A 17,058-nucleotide genomic window follows, 5' to 3' on the forward strand; every position below is an offset into this window, starting at 1 on the left:
GGTTTTTTATTGTGCGGAAGAAACAGCTTACGCTTGTTTAGCTTCAGCAGCGGCTTTGACGATCACAGCGAAAGCATCTGCTTTCAGTGACGCACCGCCAACCAGCGCGCCATCGATGTCTGGCTGGGTGAACAGTTCAGCAGCATTGGCCGCGTTAACAGAACCGCCGTACTGGATGATCACTTGCTCTGCAACCGCAGCATCTTGTTTTGCGATATGGTCACGGATGAATTTGTGAACCGCCTGAGCCTGAGCCGGGGTGGCAGACTTGCCGGTACCGATCGCCCAGACAGGTTCGTAAGCGATAACAGCGCCTTCGAATGCTTTTGCACCCAGAGTGTTCAGCACCGCATCCAGTTGTTTCGCGCAAACGGCTTCAGTCTTGCCTGCTTCGTTTTCTGCTTCGGTTTCACCGATGCACAGAACAGGAGTCAGGCCAGCGTCTTTCAGCACACCGAATTTTTTCGCGATGAACTCGTCGCTTTCTTTGTGGTAAGTGCGGCGTTCTGAGTGACCGATGATGATGTATTTCGCACCGATGTCTTTCAGCATGTCGGCAGAGATTTCACCAGTGAATGCGCCGGACAGGTTCGCATCAACGTTCTGAGCACCCAGCGCAATACGGCTGCCAGCCAGAGCGTGTTTAGCCTGTGACAGGTAAACTTCTGGTGGAGCAATTGCAACGCCACAACCTACAACTGTGCTCAGTTCAGTACGCAGAGCAGCAATCAGTTCGTTAACCATGTGGGTGCTGCCGTTAAGCTTCCAGTTACCCATCACTAATGGATGTCGCATGTTTTTTCCTCCAAAAGGGGACGCGAGTGTCGATTAAAATTTCTGCCAAATAAGCAGATTACCTGTGCAACAGTATAGAGATCATTGGTCATAAAGGCTTTGCTTTTTGTCATTAAAAACCGTCATCTCATGGCTCAGCAAGCGCCAGCTTGACCGGTTCAACGGCGAATGTCAGACCTTTTTCGCCATTGTCTGAAATGACAAAACGTACTGCGCCTACTTCCTGCTTATAAAACTGCTGACCTTTGCCTTTCTCGATCAGAGAAGCCACTCTCGCCACGCTTTGCTCAGTGGATAGTGTGGCGTCGAACTGACGCATCAGGTTGGCCATATAGCTTATCGCCAGGGTGCGTGCGGCTTTTTCTTCAGCCCCCTGAATCGGCAGGTAAGTAATTTGCAGCGTTTTTATTTTGCCGGTGCCTTTTTCCAGCGCGGTCGACGCATACAGATTTTCGTTAATTTTGCTGGCAGCGCGGGTCAGGAAACTGTTGGGAGACTTATCGCTGATAGAACGGAACTCGCCAATCTGCTGAGTCGGATTAGCTTCATTATATCTGGCGCGAAAATTGATCAGCGTCGTTTCAAAGGTTGGCGCACCGGCAAGCAGGTAAGGGGCTTTTGGCATTTCTTCCGCGCCGGCGTGCTCTGCCGACGGATCGGCCAGTGCAATATTCTGGCCGGTGAGCATAAGCAGCGCGGGAAGTGCCAGTCGTAATAAGGATTGAGCAACAGTCATAGGGCGTTTCTTATTTTATTTCAACAAACCGATTAAAGCGGGGAACGGGGGGTAATGTCAAAAGGAGTGCGTAAAGATTCTCGTCGTTGTTGTCCGTGGGGTACACTCCGGCTGGTTTAACAATTTACTCCCATTGTACTTTACGGAACGGACTGTCAATGACGTTACAGCATGCACTATTTTCTTTTAACGGCCGCCTGGGCCGACGTGATTTCTGGATGTGGATGGTCAGCTGGCTGATCCTGATGGTGGCTGACTTCTTTTTTGCCGCACAGGAATGGATTACCTATCAGTCCGCCGGATTCGCGCTGGTGGTTTTACTGTGGCCGACGGCGGCTGTGCTGGTGAAAAGATTACATGACCGTAATAAATCTGCCTGGTGGGCGCTGTTGTTTGTGCTGGCGTGGATGCTGGTGGCGGGGAACTGGGCAGCGGCGATGCCTCAGATATGGAGCTGGGTTCTGGGACGGCTGGCGCCTTCAGTGATTTTCATTATGTTGCTGATCGACTGCGGTGCGTTTACCGGCACGCCGGGCACAAATCGTTTTGGCCCGGAACCGGACGACGTTAAATTTCGCTAGTTTTCAGTCACTGCTTACCAGTAATGCTCGCTGGTCATATGACCCGGTTTACGTTTGAGGTGTTTGCGCATACCCCGCGTGTCTTTGAGTAACTGCTGTGTATCGCGAACCATCTGCGGATTGCCGCACAACATTATGTGGCTGTCCTCTGCCAGCATTTTCAGGCCGACAGCTGCTTCCAGCGCACCGCTTTCAATCAGCGCAGGAACTCGCCCGGTCAGCGAGCCTGAAATTTCCTCGCGACTGACCACGGTCTGTATATGCAGTTTGCCTTCATAACGGCGTTGCAGTTGCTGCATCAACGGCAGATAACTCAGATCGGCAGCAAAGCGTGCCGCATGAACCAGAACAATATTTTTGAACCGTTCCAGCCCCGTACCTTCCTGTAAAATCGACAGATACGGCCCGATGGCGGTGCCCGTTGCCAGCATCCATAAGGTTTCGCATTCGGGCACTTCTTCAATGACGAAAAATCCGGCGGCTTCCCTGGTGATGTTGATTTCATCTCCGGGCTGCATCACATGCAGATGCGGGCTGAGTTTTCCTTCCGGCACGTTGACCAGATAGAATTCCAGCTCACCGCTTGAGGGCGGATTCACATAGGAATAAGCGCGCTGAACCCGCTCACCGTCAATATCCAGTGAAAGTTTGGCGAACTGGCCTGCGGTAAAAGGGTCAACGGGCGCATTGACCGTGATGCTGAACAAACTGTCAGTCCAGTGTTCAACTTTTTTGACTTTTCCTGTCACCCAATCAGCCATAAAAAACTCCCGTGGTTTCTGGTTTGTTCACGTGGTGCGAAATTATGTCCTGATTTTATTTCAAATTTTCCCGATCCCGTATCGGTTAAATGTTATCAGCCTGTTTATTACCGGTTAGTCAGTATCGATTTCTGTACACCCAGCGTTACAGAAGTGGTTCCCGCCGCTGCCAGCGAACTGACAGAAGTCTTCCCCGCAGTACTCGCTTATTCATCTTAATTTGTTAACTTATGCGCCGCCGGTGTCTGGCTGAAATGATGGGTTATTTATTCTGCTCTTTTCCATACTTATCCGATAATGAACTGAAAAATGAAAAAACTGGAAAATATTCACCTGCTTATTATGCTCATTTTGCTGGTGGCTGTCGGGCAAATGGCACAGACCATTTATGTGCCGAATATTGCGGACATGGCCGCCAGTCTTGCCGTAAAACCCGGTGCCGTGCAGCGGGTAATGGCGGCATATCTGCTGACATACGGCGGCTCGCAACTGGTTTATGGTCCGCTTTCCGATAACGTTGGCCGTAAACCGGTGATCCTGACCGGCCTGATAATTTTCCTGCTTGGCGCGGCGGGCGCGATGATGTCAACGAGCCTGAATATGCTGATCGCTTTTGCAGCCATTCAGGGGCTGGGCACCGGCGTAGCAGGTGTGATGGCGCGAACCATGCCACGTGATTTATACAGCGGCGGTGCGTTACGCCATGCCAACAGTCTGCTGAACATGGGCATTCTGGTCAGTCCTCTGCTGGCACCGGTGATCGGCGGCGCTTTGTCGGCGTGGCTGGGCTGGCGTGCAAGTTTTGGGTTTCTGCTTATCCTGTGCGCAGGAGTGGCTTTTTCGATGTACCGCTGGTTGCCGGAAACCCGTCCTGAATTCACTGCCGATCATCCGCCGCGCAAAATGCTGGGCAGTCTGCGTTTATTGCTGGCCGATGCCAATTTCAGCCGTTATCTGGTGATGCTGGTCGGTGCGCTGGCCGGCGTGGCGGTGTTTGAAGCCAGTTGCGGAGTGCTGATGGGCGGCGTTCTCGGGCTGAGCGGTGTGATGGTCAGCGTCCTGTTTATCCTGCCGATCCCGGCAGCTTTCTTTGGTGCCTGGTATGCCGGGCGTACAGAGAAAAGTTTCCAGCAACTGATGTGGCATTCGGTCATCAGTTGTCTGCTGGCTGGTCTGGCGATGTGGATCCCCGGCTGGCTGGGTATCATGAATATCTGGACGCTGGTGGTGCCAGCTTCGCTGTTCTTCTTCGGCGCGGGTATGTTATTCCCGCTGGCGACCACCGGCGCAATGGAGCCTTTCCCGTATCTGGCAGGCGCTGCGGGTGCTCTGGTCGGTGGTTTACAGAATATGGGTTCAGGGCTGGTAGCCTGGATGTCAGCAATGCTGCCGCAAACCGGTCAGTTCAGTCTCGGGTTACTGATGTTTGCCATGGCAGTGCTGATTTTGCTGTGCTGGTGGCCGATGTCGAACCGCAGTCAGCATGAAGGGCATACGGCCTGATAATGCAAAAGTAGGGCGCTGATGGCCCTGCTTTTTGATGACCGGAAGGAATGATCAGATAATAAATGCGTGTAACGCCGCGTCTTTACGGTCGAGGTAATGGGTGGAGCGGATACGGCGGATAGTGCGTGATTTACCCCGTATCAACAGTGTTTCGGTGGTCGCCATGTTCCCCTGACGGCTGATGCCTTCCAGCAGGTCGCCTTTAGTAATACCGGTCGCGGAGAAAATCACGTTATCGTTACGCGCCATATCATCAAGCAGCAGCACCTTACCGGCTTCAATTCCCATCACTTTACAGCGCGTCAGCTCTTCTTCGCCGATACGACGGTTTTCCGGTGTATCGCCTTTCACGTCATGCCGTGCCAGTAACCGGCCCTGCATATCGCCATCCAGTGCGCGGATTACGGCGGCAGAAATTACCCCTTCCGGTGCGCCGCCGATGCCATACAGCACATCCACTTCGCTTTCCGGCATACAGGTCAGGATCGTCGCCGCCACATCACCGTCCGGAAACGCGAACACTCGCACGCCTGACGCCAGCATTTCGCGGATCGCATCGTCGTGGCGTGGTTTCGCTAAAACCGCGACAGTCAGTTCGGTGAGCGGCTTATTCAGCGCCTTTGCAATATTTGCGAGGTTTTCAGCCAGTGTCAGTTGCAGATTAATCGCTCCTTTCGCGCCCGGCCCGACGGCAATTTTTTCCATGTACATGTCCGGCGCATTGAGGAAGGAACCTTTGTCGCCCACGGCCAGCACGGCCAGCGCGTTGGATTGCCCCATGGCCGTCATACGTGTGCCTTCAATCGGGTCGACAGCAATATCTACCGCATCGCCATTGCCGGTACCGACTTTTTCGCCGATGTATAACATCGGCGCTTCATCAATTTCCCCTTCACCAATCACGATGGTGCCATCAATATCAACTTTATTGAGCATGATACGCATGGACTGAACGGCAGCATTATCGGCAAGGTTTTTATCACCACGCCCCAGCCATTTGTAACCAGCCAGCGCAGCAGCTTCGGTCACGCGGGAGAACTCGATTGCTAATTCACGTTTCATTGGAAAGCCTGTAGAAAGAAAAAAGAGGTCGGTGAGACGAGGCTCATCTGTGCCGCAGATTTTAGCACAATGGGAAAAGGCACATAAAAAAACTCCCCAGGCGGGGAGTTTCAGAAAGAGGTGTTGGCGATAAAATACCCGGCGATTACTCGTCGTGATCTTCCCAGGAACGAACACGTGCCACCGCTTTTTGCCAGCCTTTATAGCGGACATTACGTTCCGTCGTTTCAATGCTTGGGCGGAATTCACGTTCGATAGTTGCTTTGCTGCGCACCTCTTCCAGATCGCTCCAGAAACCGACGGCCAGACCGGCGAGGTAGGCAGAACCCAGCGCGGTCACTTCCAGCACTTCAGGGCGCTCTACACGGGTGCCGAGAATGTCTGACTGGAATTGCATCAGGAAATTATTGGCAACCGCACCGCCATCCACTCGCAGCGCCTGCAGACGAGCGCCTGAGTCGGCCTGCATCGCATCCAGCACGTCGCGGGTCTGGTAGGCGATAGATTCCAACGTCGCGCGGATAATGTGGTTACTGTTCGCACCACGGCTCAGACCGAAGATAGCGCCGCGGGCATACGGGTCCCAATAAGGCGCGCCGAGGCCGGTGAAGGCGGGCACCACGTAAACACCATTGGTGTCTTTCACTTTCATGGAGAAATATTCGGAGTCGGTGGCATCGCTGAAAAGCTTCAGTTCATCTCGCAGCCACTGAATGGACGCACCGCCGACAAACACAGCACCTTCCAGCGCATAGTTCACTTCGCCGCGCGGACCGCAGGCGATGGTAGTCAGCAAGCCATTTTTAGACGCTACCGCTTCAGTACCGGTATTCATCAGCAGGAAGCAACCGGTGCCGTAGGTATTTTTCGCCATACCCGGTTGGACACACAGCTGGCCATACAGGGCCGCCTGCTGGTCACCGGCGATACCGGCGATAGGGATACGCGTACCGCCTTTACCCCCGATGTTGGTCTGGCCGTAAATCTCAGAAGAAGGGCGAACTTCCGGCAGCATTTCACGCGGAATATCCAGCGCTTCAAGCATGCGCTCATCCCATTGAAGGTCATGGATGTTGAACAACATGGTACGTGAGGCGTTAGTGTAATCCGTCACGTGAACACGACCCTGCGTCATTTTCCAGACCAACCAGGTGTCGACGGTGCCGAACAGCAGTTCGCCGCGTTTAGCGCGTTCACGTGAGCCTTCAACGTGGTCGAGGATCCATTTCAGTTTGGTACCGGAGAAGTACGGGTCGATAACCAGGCCGGTGTTGTGGCGAATGTATTCTTCCAGACCGTCTTTTTTCAGCGTTTCGCAGATGTCAGCAGTGCGGCGGCATTGCCAGACAATCGCATTATAGATTGGCTTGCCAGTTTCTTTTTCCCACACAATGGTGGTTTCGCGCTGGTTGGTGATACCGATACCGGCAATCTGATCGGAATTAATGTCGGCTTTTGCCAACACTTCCACCAGCACCGAGCTTTGCGATGCCCAGATTTCCATCGGGTCATGCTCAACCCAGCCCGATTTCGGGTAGATCTGGGTGAACTCGCGTTGTGCCACGCTGACGATATTGGCATCGTGATCCAGAACTACGGCGCGTGAACTGGTTGTACCCTGGTCGAGTGCAACAATGTATTTTTTTTCGTGAGTCGTATCTGCTGACATAATATTCATCCTACGAATGAGTAAGCTGTGGAACAGTTTAGCCGATCAGGCCTTACGTTGTTTGGATGGCTGAGGTGCTTTTTCTTCTGCCGGTTCATTAATCTGATTTGGCAAATGGCGACCAATCAGCGCCTTGTAGGCGATGGCACCCAGAGAAGCCCCGAGCAACGGGCCAAAAATTGGCACCAGGAAATAAGGAATATCGCGCGCACCGGTGAAGGCAACCTTGCCCCAGCCAGCGAAGAAGGCGAACACTTTCGGACCGAAGTCACGGGCCGGGTTCAGGGCGAATCCGGTCAGTGGCCCCATGGATGCACCGATAACGGCGATCAGGATACCGATAAGCAGCGGTGCCAGCGGGCCACGTGGAATACCGTTGCCATCATCAGTCAGGCCGAGGATTAACGCCATCAGAATGGCTGTAATCACCGTTTCTACCAGAAACGCCTGCAATACGCTGATGTGCGGGTTCGGATAGGTAGAGAAAATACCGGCCAGATCCAGACTTTCGACGCTGCCGCGGACCATATTGTGGCTTTGCTCAAAATCGAAGAACAGATTGTAGTAAAGGCCATAAACCAGTGCAGCGGCGCAAAAAGCACCGGCGACCTGTGCCACGATGTAAGGCAGAACTTTGCGTCCTTCAAAGTTTGCAAACAAACAAAGTGCAACGGTCACCGCCGGATTCAGGTGTGCACCGGAGATGGCGGCTGTCAGGTAGATGGCCATTGCCACACCCAGACCCCAGATGATACTGATTTCCCACTGGCCAAAGGTTGCCCCGGCAAGTTTCATTGCTGCGACACAGCCCGCACCAAAGAAAATGATAAGCCCGGTACCCAGAAACTCAGCGATGCACTGACCTTTTAATGTGGAACTCATGGTTTGGCTCATAGTTTGATCCTGCTAAGGATGATGTTAATGGTTAGTTATAGTTTTTCTGTTATATCGTTTGTGAACGTAATCGGATTTTGGCGTTCATCATTAAATGAGAACGTAATGTGAATTTATCGTTAACGAGCATAAACGAGAAATAGCGAAATCAAATTTTGTGTGTTGCGTCATAAAAATGAGCGATTTCGCGTATTGTCGGGCCATGATGCCGCGCCAAAAGGCCTGGATTTAACATTTTCAGCGCGCGTTGCTGACAAACGAGCATCACTATTACGTGTTTTACGGTGGCTACGGTTATTCGGCATTAAAGGCTATTTCTGGCGTGTGACACTGCTTTTTAGGCATTTCCTGATACCCAGCACTGTAAAATTGCAACAGACTGCGTGGATAGAGGGGTTGCGGGTAGACAGATCAAAGCTGGCTACATACAATCACCCGTTAAGACACCTGCCGGTTTTATGCAATTCTCTGATGAATTCGTTATAAAAATCGACGGAGTGCAGGAATTTTTGAGCCGTGTCCGGACGATGCGGCAGAACATAAGATGTGCGCCTTGCGAACATAAGGGGACCGAAAAATGTCATTTGAAGTATTTGAGAAATTAGAAGCTAAAGTTCAGCAAGCGATCGATACCATTACTCTGTTGCAGATGGAAATCGAAGAACTGAAAGAGCAGAACAACGCCCTGTCTCAGGAAGTTCAGCAAGCCAGCGGCAATCATGAGTCTCTGGTGCGTGAAAATGCGCAGCTGAAAGAAGAACAACACGTATGGCAGGATCGTCTGCGTGCACTGTTGGGAAAAATGGAAGAAGTTTAATGACTTCATATTCCAAATAAAAAAGGACGCCAAGGCGTCCTTTTTTGTTGTGCACAGAAGAAAATTATTCTATATCGAGCGGGTCTTCTGACAGCACGATACCGGTATTATCGGCATAAAGATGGTCGCCGGAGAAGAAGGTGACGCCGCCGAAATTGACACGAATGTCGCTTTCGCCGATTCCTTCACTGCCTGCGCCAGCCGGGATAGCCGCCATCGCCTGAATACCCAGGTCCAACTCTTCGAGATCGTCAACCTGACGGACTGCACCATAAATCACGATGCCTTCCCATTCGTTCTGGAACGCGAGGCGTGCCAGTCCGGCATCCAGCAGTGCGCGACGCACAGAACCGCCGCCATCAATCACTAACACACGGCCACGGCCGTTTTCTTCCAGCAGGTCATAAAGCAAGCCATTATCTTCGAAGCATTTCACAGTGGTGATTTGCCCGCCAAATGAAGTACGGCCGCCAAAGTTGGAGAACAAGGGTTCGACGACATTCACTTCTTCATGGTAGATGTCGCAAAGTTCGGAAGTATCGTATTTCATAGGTTTTCATCTGGTTGCTGCATGAATGCTCAGTATATCCCTTTCCGGCGGATGTTGGCAAAATCATCAATTGTTAAATGTGAAAAGTGACCTGATAAACGCACATCAGGCCAACTTTGTTCAATTGAGTAACAGTCCTACTGCAAACAAGACGTTAGTCAGCAACGCCGTTTTTACCATATGTTCCAGTAACGGGCGGACTTCGGTGGATGTTGTGGATTTCATCACCCGCGCCACATGTTTCGCCAGCATCGGAATCGCCAGGATAAACAGCCAGCCGGTCCAATGATGCAGGTATACGGCGGAGAAAATGAGCAGACACAGCACGGCGGCGGTCAGGATGATAGTGTGATAACGGCGGGCGTTAACCGGCCCGAGGCGAACCGCCAGTGTATTCTTGCCATTGATACTGTCGGTTTCGATATCGCGCAAATTATTGATATTGAGCACGGCGGTGGAGAGCAAACCGGTTGCCGTCGCCGGAAGCATCACGATCCAGTCGAAATAGCCTGCCTGTAAATAAAACGTCCCCGCGACACTGATCCAGCCGAAGAAAATAAGAACGGAAATATCGCCAAGCCCCATGTAGCCATAAGGCCGTGTGCCGACGGTATAGGTAATCGCCGCACCAATCGACAGCAAGCCGAGAACCAAAAACCCGACCACGTCACTGGGTTTATGGCAGGCCACGGCGATGAGCGCGATACCGCAAATTATGGTCAGCGCGATGGTCAGGATAATGGCGTGCTTCATCTGCGCAGCGGTAATCAGCCCCTTTTGCATTCCGCGCAGAGGGCCGACGCGATCCGGGGTATCGCTGCCTTTCTCTGCGTCCCCATAGTCATTCGCCAGATTCGACAGGATTTGCAGACAGCCGGCAGTCAGCAGTGCCAGCAATGCAATAAGCGGATGGAAGGTATTTTGCAGGCTGGCAATGGCAGAACCCATGACGATAGAGGCAAACGCCAGTGGCAAGGTTTTCGGGCGCAAGCTTTCCAGCCAGGCGCGGGCGGGCGTCGTCGGTGTGCAGGAAGTGATTATGCTCATAGATGATTTCGCTCAGGTGAAGAATCAGTCCGAAATCTAAAAAAAATCAGGGAGGCAAACGCCTCCCTGAAGATCACTTTCGGAACGTATGAGCAAATTATAAGATAAAACGGCTCAGATCTTCATCAGCTACCAGCTGGTCAAGGTGGCTTCTAACATAATCTGCATCAATGTTTATGGAGATTCCGTTACTTTCGCTGGCGTCGTAAGAGATATCTTCCATCAGACGCTCCAGAACGGTGTGCAGACGACGCGCACCGATATTCTCGGTGGTTTCGTTTACCTGCCATGCGGCTTCTGCAATGCGCCGGATACCGTCAGCGGTGAAATCAATGGTTACGCCTTCGGTCGCCATCAATGCTTTGTACTGATGTGTCAGCGAAGCACTTGGCTCGGTCAGGATACGTTCGAAGTCTTCAGTCGACAGCGCCTGCAGTTCCACACGAATGGGCAGACGACCCTGCAATTCTGGGATCAGGTCTGACGGACTGGCCGTCTGGAATGCGCCGGACGCGATGAACAGGATATGATCGGTTTTCACCATGCCATGCTTGGTAGACACCGTGCAGCCTTCCACCAGTGGCAACAGGTCACGCTGAACACCTTCACGGGATACGTCAGGGCCTGAACTCTGACCGCCACGTTTACAGATTTTGTCGATCTCATCGATAAACACGATACCGTGTTGTTCAACGGCTTCGATCGCCTGTTCTTTCAGATCTTCCGGGTTCACCAGTTTCGCCGCTTCTTCTTCAATCAGCAGCTTCAGCGCTTCTTTGATTTTCAGTTTACGTGGTTTCTGTTTCTGAGCACCCATGCTCTGGAACATCGACTGCAACTGATTAGTCATTTCTTCCATGCCCGGCGGAGACATAATTTCAACGCCAATCGGGCCGGATGCCAGGCTGATTTCAATTTCTTTGTCGTCGAGCTGGCCTTCACGCAGTTTTTTGCGGAAGTTCTGGCGCGCAGCAGAAGGTTCCTGCGCTTCGTCAGGCTGCCCCCAGTTATTTTTAGCCGGCGGGATCAGTACGTCCAGAATACGTTCTTCGGCCAGTTCTTCAGCACGATAACGGTTTTTTTCAATAGATTGCAGACGCACCATTTTTACAGCCGAATCGGTCAGGTCGCGGATAATAGAATCCACTTCTTTACCCACATAACCGACTTCAGTGAATTTGGTCGCTTCTACTTTGATGAACGGCGCGTTAGCCAGTTTCGCCAGACGGCGGGCAATTTCGGTTTTGCCGACACCGGTCGGGCCGATCATCAGAATATTTTTCGGGGTGACTTCATGGCGCAGCGCTTCATCGAGCTGCATGCGGCGCCAGCGGTTACGCAAAGCAATGGCCACGGCGCGTTTCGCTTTATCCTGGCCAATGATGTAACTGTCTAATTCGCTGACAATCTCGCGCGGGGTCATCTCAGACATAATTTCGATCCTTACGCTTTAGAAGATAATTCTTCGATAGTGTGGAAATGGTTGGTATAGATGCAGATGTCACCGGCGATGCTCAGCGATTTTTCAACGATGTCGCGCGCTTCAAGCTCGGAATTTTCCAGCAATGCGCGTGCCGCGGCCTGGGCATACGGGCCACCGGAACCGATGGCGATCAGGTCGTTTTCCGGCTGGATAACATCGCCGTTACCGCTGATGATAAGCGACGCGTTTTCATCCGCGACGGCCAGCAGGGCTTCCAGACGTCGCAGCATGCGGTCGGTTCGCCAGTCTTTTGCCAGTTCAACGGCAGCTTTCACCAGATGACCCTGATGCATTTCCAGCTTGCGCTCGAACAGCTCAAACAGCGTGAAGGCATCAGCCGTGCCGCCAGCAAAGCCCGCAATCACTTTGTCGTTATACAGGCGACGTACTTTTTTGACGTTGCCCTTCATGACGGTATTTCCCAATGTGGCCTGGCCATCACCACCGATAACGACCTTGCCGTTGCGGCGTACACTTACAATTGTTGTCACGAGCGGTTCCTCGTTGCAGACTGAAAAGATCCCCGCAGGCTTGGGGGACACGTCGGGTGTCTCACAAGCTTACGAGGCATATTGAAAGTATAGATTGGGGAAGGATTACGGGTTTTCAACCCCCGGTTGCGAGGGGTATGCAACCGGAGATGCCTGCGCTCTTCAGGCGGGATAAGGTGCTGTCTGCACCGGAGCGATTGTTGTAAGGGCCGATCACCACGCGGTTCCAGCCACCGCCGGTAGTGATCCGGCCTTCAAAGCCTTCAAATGCCAGCTTCGCGCGCTGCGATTCTGCCTGTTCCGTACCTTTGAAAGAACCACACTGCACCATAAAGCGTTGGGTTTTTTCCTGTGCTTTTGGTTTTTCCGGCTCAGCCTGAGTAATGGCGGCTGGCTGTTGCGGTTTCGGTACTTCTTTCACCGGCTCTTTAACCTGTGGCTTCGGTTTTGGCTGCGCTTGCACCTGAGCTTGCGGCGCGCGTACCGGCTGCGTTTGTGGCGTATACGTCGGCTGCGGCTGAACCTGGCGCGGCTGAGTTTGCACCGGTTGTTGCTGTGCGTATGTTGGCTGCTGTTGTTGAACCTGGCGCTGAGTATGTGCCGGCGCCTGCGCCACCTGGTTAGGGTCGTTATACGGCACTTCAGACAACTGTGTTGGCGTCTGGCGCATATCGGCCTGCATCTGTTCGAGAAGCTGGCGCTGTTCCGGCGTCAGTTGTGTTTTGGATTCGACCTGCCCGCCCGCTGTCGGTTCTGTCGGCGTGGTCACGCCCATCTGGCGGTTTTCCAATTCTTTAATGTAACGCCAGCGTTCTTCCGGTTTAGGCGGCAATCCATTACCCGGACGGACAGCGTGCGTTGGCAACACTGTCGCTTCTTCACGTTTATTGTGCGCAATAAAATAGAGGCCACCGACAAACACCACCAGTACCGCAACGGCTAACACCACCATGGTTTTGGAGATCGTTGTGGAACTGCGTTTTTTACTCCGGCTGGTACTTTTCCGCCGCGCTCCTGAGCGCCCACGGCTTACATAGTCTCTTTGTGCCACTATCGTTTCGCTGTGTCGTGATGAATGAAGAAGTGCGTCATGTTACTCAACCCTGAACATTTACTGAAACTAAAACTGTCGAAGAACATAAAAACGGACTCACGCTTTGGGGGCAGCGGTGCTTTCCCGCACCACCAGCTCGCTATCAAGCAACAGTGAACCGTTTTGTACCGGATTCCCCTGTAACTGCTCAAGTAATAATAACATGGCCTGACGGCCAAGCTGGAATCTCGGCTGCGCAACGGTGGTCAGCGGAGGATCGGTATACTGGCTGGCCTTAATGTCATCGAAACCGACAACCGACAAATCCTGCGGAATGCGCAGACCCATTTTTTTCGCCTGGAACATAGCGCCAATCGCCATCACATCGTTGTGACAGAAAATCGCCGTCGGCGGGACGGGCAGTGCCATCAGCTCGGTGACGGCTTGCGCCCCCGATTCATAGCTGAAATCGCCATCAATGGTCAGCGAACTCTCGACACTCAGTCCGTTGCGGCGCAGTGCCTGTACATAACCTTGCGAACGGTACTGGCACAACGGCATATGTTTCGGGCCGGCGATGCAGGCAATACGCTGATGCCCCAGTTTAAGAAGATAATGCACGGCTTCGAACGCGGCTGTCAGGTTATCAATATGGACTGTCGGCAGTTCAAGTTCCGGCGCAAATTCATTGGCCATCACCATCGGCGGTAAGTTGCGTTGTTCTTCTTTACTGGCATCGAAAGGTAAATCAGAGCCAAGCAGGAGCATACCGTCAATTTGCTTGGTAATAATCAGATTGATAAAGGTTTTCTCTTGCTGATTTTGGTGAGCACAATCTCCGATCAACACCAGATAACCGCTTTCGGCGGCTGTACGCTCGATCCCCTGGATCAGGTCGGCGAAAAACGGATCGCAAATGTCGGGGACGATCACCAGAATAGTGCGTGATTCATTACGTTTCAGATTGCGGGCCAGTGCATGAGGAGAATACCCTACGGCCATCACAGCCTGATCAACTTTCTGACGGGTCGCGGCGGAGACTTTCTCCGGATTCATTAACGCACGGGATACGGTTGCTGTTGAAACGCCTGCCTGTTCAGCCACATCTTTCATTGTTGCGGCGGGTAATTCTTTCTTGTGCTCCAACGTCTCTCTCCTTGCAACAGCATCAAACTGACACAACAACATCAACATTCCTCACCTGGCTACGCATGATGTGTAGCTCATCACATTCTAAACAGAATGTGAGTAGGATTTGTTACCTAATTTGCATTAAAAGTGTGACGCAGATGCTTTTTTCGATCCATCACGCAAAAAACCTGACTCTTTATGCATATTTGCTTTGGAGATCAGCTATCAATCGGATCGACATCCAGGGTCCATTTCACTTTTTTGGCTTGTGGCAGACTTAAAATCAGCGGCTGGGAGCTTTTGATCAGATGCTGCAAAACGCGACGTGAAGGGTGCTGCAATAAAAGCTGCCAGCGGAAGCGTCCGCTGCGTTTGGCTTGTAACGCAGGAACCGGCCCCAGGATCCACAGCGAATCATCTTTCAGCGGACTGGATTCGATCAGATTGCGTAACTGCTGAAGAAACAGCGCCGATTGCTGATTATCGTGGTCTTCCGAACGGATCATAATATGGCTGGTATAGGGAGGAAGAAAGACGCTTTTGCGCTCCGCCAGCGTCTGTCTGGCAAACTCGTCGTAGCCCTGTTGCAACAATACCTGCAGTAGAGGATGTTCGGGATGGTGAGTTTGCAATACCACTTCCCCTTGCTTACCTGCGCGACCGGCACGGCCTGACACCTGCGTATAAAGCTGGGCAAAGCGCTCGGCAGAACGGAAATCCGCTGAGAACAAGGCACCGTCTACATCCAGCAGTGATACCAGCGTGACGTCAGGGAAGTGATGCCCTTTTGCCAGCATTTGCGTACCGATAAGAATACGTGCGCCGCCACGATGGACTTCACTCAGATGCTGTTCCAGTGAACCTTTACGGCTGGTGGTATCGCGGTCAATCCGCGTGATAGGCGTATCCGGGAACAACGGTGCCAGTTCATTTTCCAGCTGTTCTGTACCGACGCCGACCGAGACCAGTTGTGTTGAGCCGCAATGCGGACACTGATGCGGCACGGCGCGCTGACTGTCACAATGGTGGCAGCGCAGCTGACGCTGATTCTGGTGCAGGGTGTAATAGTGATCGCAGCGCTGACATTCGGCTATCCAGCCGCACTCATGGCACAGCAGGGCAGGCGCATAGCCACGGCGGTTGAGGAACAACATCACCTGATTATCGGCCTTCAGGTGTTCCTGCATTTTCTGGATCAGCGGTTGAGACAGCCCGACTTTTAGCTGCAACCCTTTTAAATCCAGCAGATTTTGCCGGGCGAGTTTGGCATTTCCGGCTCGTTTGGTCAGTCTGAGCTGGCGATATTTTCCCCGTTCAACATTGTGCAGCGTTTCCAGAGCCGGGGTTGCCGAGCCCATAATAATCGGAATATTTTCAGCGTGAGCGCGGTATACCGCCAGATCACGGGCGTGATAGCGCCAGCCTTCCTGCTGCTTATAAGAACTGTCGTGTTCCTCATCAATGATAATGACACCAAGGCGTGCAAACGGCGTAAACAGCGACGAGCGGGTGCCAATCACAATGCCTGCTTCGCCATTGCGCGCCCGCAGCCAGACGGCGAGGCGTTCGCTGTCGTTCAGACCGGAATGGAGTACATCCACCGGCGCACTGAAACGCTCGCGAAAACGCGCGATGGTTTGCGGCGTCAGGCCAATTTCCGGCACCATCACCAGCGCCTGCCGACCTTGCGCCAGAATGTTTTCTAGCACACTCAGATACACTTCAGTTTTACCCGAGCCGGTCACACCGGCCAGCAACCAGGCGGAAAATTGTTGATCTTCACTGCGGATCGCACCGACGGCGGTGGCCTGCTCGGTATTGAGCCGTAAACGCTCACCGATCACCGAGAAATCCAGCCGCCAGTCGTGCGTGGCGGGCGCGATACTGCGTAAATCCGTCAGCCCTTTGGCACGGAGTGCCTGCAAGGCGGTATCAGTAAGATCCAGGTCGGCGACCTGATGACGATACAACGGTTTTTGCATCAGTGCGGCCATTGCCTGCTGCTGTTTGGGTGCCCGTTTCAGGCTGTCGAGCGGCGTGGCCCGCCCCTGCTCGGTGGCGAACCATTGCCACAGCGGCGTAAGTTCAGCGGCTTTTCCCTGACGTAATAACACCGGCAACGCATGGAACAGCACTTCGCCGATCGGATAATGATAATAGTCGGCAGCCCAGAACAGGATGCGCCACAAATCGGGGGTAAACAGGCTGGCACTGTCGAGGACTTCCCGTACCGGTTTCAGTTTTTCCAGGCCAAATTCGCTGAAGTCACTGACTTTGGTCACGATGCCGATGGCGTCACGTTTACCGAAAGGCACACTGACCCGGCAACCCGGTGAAACCTGCATATCAGGCGGCAACAGATAGTCAAAAGTACGGGCGAGCGGGACAGGTAAAGCAACGTGGGCAACAGGCATTGGGGGTCCAGACTATAAAAAAATGACGAGATAGTGTACACTGTGTCCTTCGAAATGCATGAACATCATTGCGCGGTACTCAGAGATT

At 52.8% G+C, this 17,058-nt stretch carries 16 protein-coding genes; 3 read left to right on the top strand and 13 right to left on the bottom strand.

Annotated elements, in window-relative coordinates; translation table 11 throughout:
- Positions 1–27: 27 nt before the first annotated feature.
- A complete protein-coding gene (gene tpiA / locus J1785_RS23995) occupies positions 28–795 on the bottom strand; it encodes a triose-phosphate isomerase (RefSeq protein WP_129955297.1) in 768 nt (255 codons plus the stop codon).
- Between the two features lie 127 nt (positions 796–922).
- Positions 923–1,531, bottom strand: coding sequence for a DUF1454 family protein (locus J1785_RS24000; RefSeq protein WP_217220933.1), 609 nt, complete (start codon positions 1,529–1,531; stop codon positions 923–925).
- A 158-nt stretch (positions 1,532–1,689) separates the two neighbouring features.
- Between J1785_RS24000 and J1785_RS24005 the strand changes: the two genes are divergently transcribed.
- Positions 1,690–2,112: a DUF805 domain-containing protein gene (locus tag J1785_RS24005; RefSeq protein WP_129955299.1), complete on the top strand. Its 423-nt coding sequence runs from the start codon at positions 1,690–1,692 to the stop codon at positions 2,110–2,112.
- Positions 2,113–2,126: 14 nt separating this feature from the next.
- On the opposite strand, the gene fpr is transcribed toward J1785_RS24005, so the two are convergent.
- Positions 2,127–2,873, bottom strand: a complete 747-nt coding sequence (fpr, locus tag J1785_RS24010) for a ferredoxin--NADP(+) reductase (protein ID WP_217157658.1) — start codon at positions 2,871–2,873, stop codon at positions 2,127–2,129.
- 309 nt (positions 2,874–3,182) lie between these two features.
- Here fpr and emrD point away from each other — a divergent pair, with 309 nt between their 5' ends.
- Positions 3,183–4,376, top strand: a complete 1,194-nt coding sequence (gene emrD, locus J1785_RS24015) for a multidrug efflux MFS transporter EmrD (protein ID WP_129955301.1) — start codon at positions 3,183–3,185, stop codon at positions 4,374–4,376.
- Between the two features lie 54 nt (positions 4,377–4,430).
- On the opposite strand, the gene glpX is transcribed toward emrD, so the two are convergent.
- From glpX to J1785_RS24030, 3 genes are all read right to left on the bottom strand, one after another.
- Positions 4,431–5,441 (bottom strand): class II fructose-bisphosphatase, encoded by a 1,011-nt coding sequence (gene glpX, locus J1785_RS24020; RefSeq protein WP_217220934.1) that lies wholly within the window; start codon positions 5,439–5,441, stop codon positions 4,431–4,433.
- Positions 5,442–5,586: 145 nt separating this feature from the next.
- Positions 5,587–7,110 (bottom strand): glycerol kinase GlpK, encoded by a 1,524-nt coding sequence (gene glpK / locus J1785_RS24025; protein ID WP_129955303.1) that lies wholly within the window; start codon positions 7,108–7,110, stop codon positions 5,587–5,589.
- Between the two features lie 45 nt (positions 7,111–7,155).
- Positions 7,156–8,004 carry an MIP/aquaporin family protein gene (locus J1785_RS24030; protein WP_129955304.1) on the bottom strand — a complete coding sequence of 283 codons (849 nt, stop codon included), beginning with the start codon at positions 8,002–8,004 and terminating at the stop codon, positions 7,156–7,158.
- A gap of 577 nt (positions 8,005–8,581) precedes the next feature.
- Between J1785_RS24030 and zapB the strand changes: the two genes are divergently transcribed.
- On the top strand, positions 8,582–8,821 hold the full coding sequence (zapB, locus tag J1785_RS24035) for a septal ring assembly protein ZapB (RefSeq protein ID WP_129955305.1): 240 nt from the start codon (positions 8,582–8,584) through the stop codon (positions 8,819–8,821).
- A 64-nt stretch (positions 8,822–8,885) separates the two neighbouring features.
- On the opposite strand, the gene rraA is transcribed toward zapB, so the two are convergent.
- From rraA to priA, 7 genes are all read right to left on the bottom strand, one after another.
- Entirely contained in the window at positions 8,886–9,371 is a 486-nt protein-coding gene (gene rraA, locus J1785_RS24040) for a ribonuclease E activity regulator RraA (protein ID WP_129955306.1), read from the bottom strand.
- 120 nt (positions 9,372–9,491) lie between these two features.
- Positions 9,492–10,418, bottom strand: coding sequence for a 1,4-dihydroxy-2-naphthoate polyprenyltransferase (locus J1785_RS24045; RefSeq protein WP_129955307.1), 927 nt, complete (start codon positions 10,416–10,418; stop codon positions 9,492–9,494).
- A 97-nt stretch (positions 10,419–10,515) separates the two neighbouring features.
- A complete protein-coding gene (gene hslU / locus J1785_RS24050; protein ID WP_129992182.1) occupies positions 10,516–11,850 on the bottom strand; it encodes an HslU--HslV peptidase ATPase subunit in 1,335 nt (444 codons plus the stop codon).
- A gap of 11 nt (positions 11,851–11,861) precedes the next feature.
- On the bottom strand, positions 11,862–12,392 hold the full coding sequence (hslV, locus tag J1785_RS24055) for an ATP-dependent protease subunit HslV (RefSeq protein WP_015699184.1): 531 nt from the start codon (positions 12,390–12,392) through the stop codon (positions 11,862–11,864).
- A 115-nt stretch (positions 12,393–12,507) separates the two neighbouring features.
- Positions 12,508–13,443, bottom strand: a complete 936-nt coding sequence (ftsN, locus tag J1785_RS24060) for a cell division protein FtsN (RefSeq protein ID WP_217157654.1) — start codon at positions 13,441–13,443, stop codon at positions 12,508–12,510.
- Positions 13,444–13,542: 99 nt separating this feature from the next.
- The gene (gene cytR, locus J1785_RS24065; protein WP_129955312.1) at positions 13,543–14,571 is read right to left on the bottom strand and encodes a DNA-binding transcriptional regulator CytR; all 1,029 of its coding nucleotides are present in this window, start codon (positions 14,569–14,571) and stop codon (positions 13,543–13,545) included.
- Between the two features lie 203 nt (positions 14,572–14,774).
- On the bottom strand, positions 14,775–16,970 hold the full coding sequence (priA, locus tag J1785_RS24070) for a primosomal protein N' (RefSeq protein ID WP_129955314.1): 2,196 nt from the start codon (positions 16,968–16,970) through the stop codon (positions 14,775–14,777).
- Positions 16,971–17,058: the final 88 nt, after the last annotated feature.

Origin of the sequence: Rahnella perminowiae (assembly GCF_019049755.1) — a bacterium.
In the GTDB taxonomy this organism is placed as follows: Bacteria; Pseudomonadota; Gammaproteobacteria; order Enterobacterales; family Enterobacteriaceae; genus Rahnella; species Rahnella perminowiae.

Excerpts from the sequence above, each read along its gene's own strand:
- tpiA (WP_129955297.1), bottom strand. The coding sequence starts at position 795 with ATGCGACATCCATTAGTGATGGGTAACTGGAAGCTTAACGGCAGCACC.
- J1785_RS24000 (WP_217220933.1), bottom strand. The coding sequence starts at position 1,531 with ATGACTGTTGCTCAATCCTTATTACGACTGGCACTTCCCGCGCTGCTT.
- J1785_RS24005 (WP_129955299.1), top strand. The coding sequence starts at position 1,690 with ATGACGTTACAGCATGCACTATTTTCTTTTAACGGCCGCCTGGGCCGA.
- fpr (WP_217157658.1), bottom strand. The coding sequence starts at position 2,873 with ATGGCTGATTGGGTGACAGGAAAAGTCAAAAAAGTTGAACACTGGACT.
- emrD (WP_129955301.1), top strand. The coding sequence starts at position 3,183 with ATGAAAAAACTGGAAAATATTCACCTGCTTATTATGCTCATTTTGCTG.
- glpX (WP_217220934.1), bottom strand. The coding sequence starts at position 5,441 with ATGAAACGTGAATTAGCAATCGAGTTCTCCCGCGTGACCGAAGCTGCT.
- glpK (WP_129955303.1), bottom strand. The coding sequence starts at position 7,110 with ATGTCAGCAGATACGACTCACGAAAAAAAATACATTGTTGCACTCGAC.
- J1785_RS24030 (WP_129955304.1), bottom strand. The coding sequence starts at position 8,004 with ATGAGCCAAACCATGAGTTCCACATTAAAAGGTCAGTGCATCGCTGAG.
- zapB (WP_129955305.1), top strand. The coding sequence starts at position 8,582 with ATGTCATTTGAAGTATTTGAGAAATTAGAAGCTAAAGTTCAGCAAGCG.
- rraA (WP_129955306.1), bottom strand. The coding sequence starts at position 9,371 with ATGAAATACGATACTTCCGAACTTTGCGACATCTACCATGAAGAAGTG.
- J1785_RS24045 (WP_129955307.1), bottom strand. The coding sequence starts at position 10,418 with ATGAGCATAATCACTTCCTGCACACCGACGACGCCCGCCCGCGCCTGG.
- hslU (WP_129992182.1), bottom strand. The coding sequence starts at position 11,850 with ATGTCTGAGATGACCCCGCGCGAGATTGTCAGCGAATTAGACAGTTAC.
- priA (WP_129955314.1), bottom strand. The coding sequence starts at position 16,970 with ATGCCTGTTGCCCACGTTGCTTTACCTGTCCCGCTCGCCCGTACTTTT.